Below are 3,118 nucleotides of genomic sequence, written 5' to 3' on the forward strand. Positions count from 1 at the left end.
AGCTCCTTACCAGTAAACTTATAATCAGTACCAAATGCCCCTGATTGGTCTACCCATGTTGCTCGGAAAAAAAAAAATCTGTTGCGCTTCGGGCAACCGTTCCCCAAACGGTTGCTTTTCCTCGCTCACACTTGGGAAATAAGCAAGTCCTTTCATATCATCAAGCTCTAAATTTGCATCTGAACCATACCTGAAATCTACATAACCTGATATATTTAAATTACTAGTATTCATTGAGGCATCAACATCTGCTCCATATCCAATTTCACTATTTCCATATATTGCACTAGAATGTATTCTCCCTTCTTTAAAATAATATGCAATCATAATACTAGCAACTCCTTCAATTTCTCCGGCAGATTCTAAACCTTTTGCTATATCACCTCCAATATTAATTTTAGAAAGATTAAAACCTTTTTGGGATGCACTCAATTTTATGTCATTGATCACGTTTATATCAACATTTAAACCCACCCCTGCCTCAATAAAGAAAATTTGATTTTCACCCTTAAAAGGATCAGAGTTGGTATTATTGCGAATTTCTGCTATCGAATCACCTAAGTCCACACAAGCAATACATAATCCATCCGGATCAACCAAATTAACAGGATTATTATGACTATAAGCGTATAAATTCAAATTAGGTGGATTATAAACCCCTCCCATTCCCGGTAGCTTACTTGGGTCAGCATTAATACCACCTAAATAGTCACTCAAAATAGGATCAGGACTCTGCCACACCTGCGTTCTTGGATCGTAGTATCTAGCGCCGAAGTAGTATAAACCAGTCTCTTTATCCAGCTCCTTACCAGTAAACTTATAATCAGTACCAAATGCCAGCTCTCGTCTTGCGTCGGGGCGACTGTCTCCCACACACTCACTTTTTCCTCGCTCAGATGATAGAAGTATTGTTGCCCTTCATAATCAATGCCTCTTGGGTCTTCGGCATTGCTCAAGTCAGGTAGGGTGACTATCAGCTTTCTGGGACGTTACTCAAGGATGCCATTACTTCGCTCTTGGGTTAGGGTAGTGTAATGGGCATATAAGTCTTAGGTGCTATTAATGCAGTTAATATGCTAACACAGTCAACAATAGAACAAAGTTTGAGCGACGTATTAAGCAGGAACTCATCAACCCTGATAATCAGCAACATTGGTTGGCTGATTTAAGGCGGGTTGGGTTTGAGGGGTAAGTTCTGTTTGATATGTTGGCTAGGTAAAATGCGCAGACTACGCTTGCTTGCACTTTTCGTATTCTTTTAAATAATTGTCAATAGTATCTGCAGTGCCAAACGTCACAATTTTATTATCAAAAATATCAACTAGAAAAGGTGCATTTCCTGCTAAAGCTTCTCGAAAATCATTAGTCTTAAAAAATTCGGCTGAATTATATGAGAATATGTAACCATAATTAACTTTCATTGGACTATCTGAACTAAATTCTAAGTCAATTTTTATTTCTTTTTCAATTTCCAATAGATGGTTTCTTGCGATATCCCATGCTTCATTTTTACTCAACATATATAAACTCCTTGAATAAAGCCCTAATACAACTATCAATTAACATCTATAGCCAAATCCAAATATAATTAGTACAGTTCAAATGAATCAAGTCATTTGAAGCTATAACTGTACCATTTTGATTGTGTGTTAGCTATAGTCTAATTTGTGTACATCATATGTAGACTAACATAACCTTGCCCTTCAAAAACCGCTTCTTTACCTGTCTGCCCATCTAAGAATCTTATTGTTCCATTTTGATTCACAGCATTGAAAACATGACCCGATGTATTATTACCCCTATATCCATATATAATTGCTCTTGAACCATTTCCTGCTCTTGTCATCCTATCAATAATTCTAGACTTTGCCATAGCTGAGCTGAAATGTCTGCCATAATATTTCTCTAATTCTCTTATAGGGGTGCTACTACCTGGCATAGCTGAAGCGGGACGACCGGCTAAGGTACTATCAGTTGCAAGAGCACAATTTACGCAGTTTTGTGTACCGTTAGTAGGATTAACATTCCTAATACTACCAGCCGATCTTGTAGTATTAGAAGATGGCGAACTCAGTTTAGCAAATGAGAGCTGTATACCAAGATCAGCCAAGCCGTCATAATACTTACTCGCATCTCTTTCATAAACACCTGTTCCAATTCTGTTACCAGCATTATAAGGTGCAGATATGACTCCATCAAATACAAACGCCATTACAATATTGGCTGTATTAGCAGTGCCTAAAGCAAAACCTGTAGCAACACCTATATAATCGCCATTTTCGTATGAACTAGTCATTCCTTCAGTAATAGATCTTTGGTTTTGCAGGGTTGTATTTAAACAATTTATCTGGCCATTGTTAGTTGCACATTTCCCATCCGGATCAACCAAATTAACCGGATTATTACCTACATAACCATACAGATTGAGATTAACAGGATTAAATACTCCACCTTGGCTACCCTGACCATCCAAATAACTGCCTAAAATAGGATCAGGACTCTGCCAAACTTGCGTTCTTGGGTCATAGTATCTAGCCCCAAAGTAGTATAAGCCAGTCTCTTTATCCAGCTCCTTACCAGTAAACTTATAATCAGTGCCAAATGCCCCTGATTGCTCTATCCACGTCTCACCACTTGGGAAATATGCAAAGAACTCATGTACCTCACCATTGTCATCGGTCAGATAACTTGAGCTACCGATATGGTCTTTATGATAGAAGTATTGTTGTCCTTCATAGTCGATGCCTCTTGGGTCTTCGGCATTGCTATGATCGCCTAAATCTATTTTAATTTTGTTAGGGCGGTAGCTTAGAATACCATGACTGCGCTCTTTGACTAACTTATCATAATGGCTGTTAACTTGAGCCTGATCCATATTAATATCGGGTAGGGCACTGATACCAGCAGGCTCTTGTTGCTGTGGCTGACTACCAAACATTGGTGTTTCTAAAGCATTACCAATCTTACTAGCAATCCGTTGACCATCAGCAAAGTAGTGTTTACTAAAGCCAGTACCACTGATGACAGTTGAAGCAAACGGATAAAGCTTATTATTTTTGATACTACGATTACCCTTAGCATCATAATAATAATGCTGACTGACCAACCCCTGACTAAT

Annotated in this window: 3 protein-coding genes; all 3 read right to left on the minus strand. The window is 38.3% G+C overall.

The window, feature by feature from the left end; genetic code table 11:
- Nucleotides 1-24 precede the first annotated feature (24 nt).
- The gene (locus FHK88_RS13590) at nt 25-873 is read right to left on the minus strand and encodes an RHS repeat-associated core domain-containing protein (protein ID WP_227431263.1); all 849 of its coding nucleotides are present in this window, start codon (nt 871-873) and stop codon (nt 25-27) included.
- A gap of 356 nt (nt 874-1,229) precedes the next feature.
- Nucleotides 1,230-1,520: a YrhB domain-containing protein gene (locus tag FHK88_RS13595; RefSeq protein WP_227429523.1), complete on the minus strand. Its 291-nt coding sequence runs from the start codon at nt 1,518-1,520 to the stop codon at nt 1,230-1,232.
- Nucleotides 1,521-1,660: 140 nt separating this feature from the next.
- Nucleotides 1,661-3,118 (minus strand): RHS repeat-associated core domain-containing protein (locus FHK88_RS13600; RefSeq protein WP_227431264.1); only part of this gene is annotated, 1,458 nt, incomplete at its 5' end.

The organism is Psychrobacter sp. I-STPA6b (assembly GCF_020662265.1).
Taxonomy (GTDB): Bacteria; Pseudomonadota; Gammaproteobacteria; order Pseudomonadales; family Moraxellaceae; genus Psychrobacter.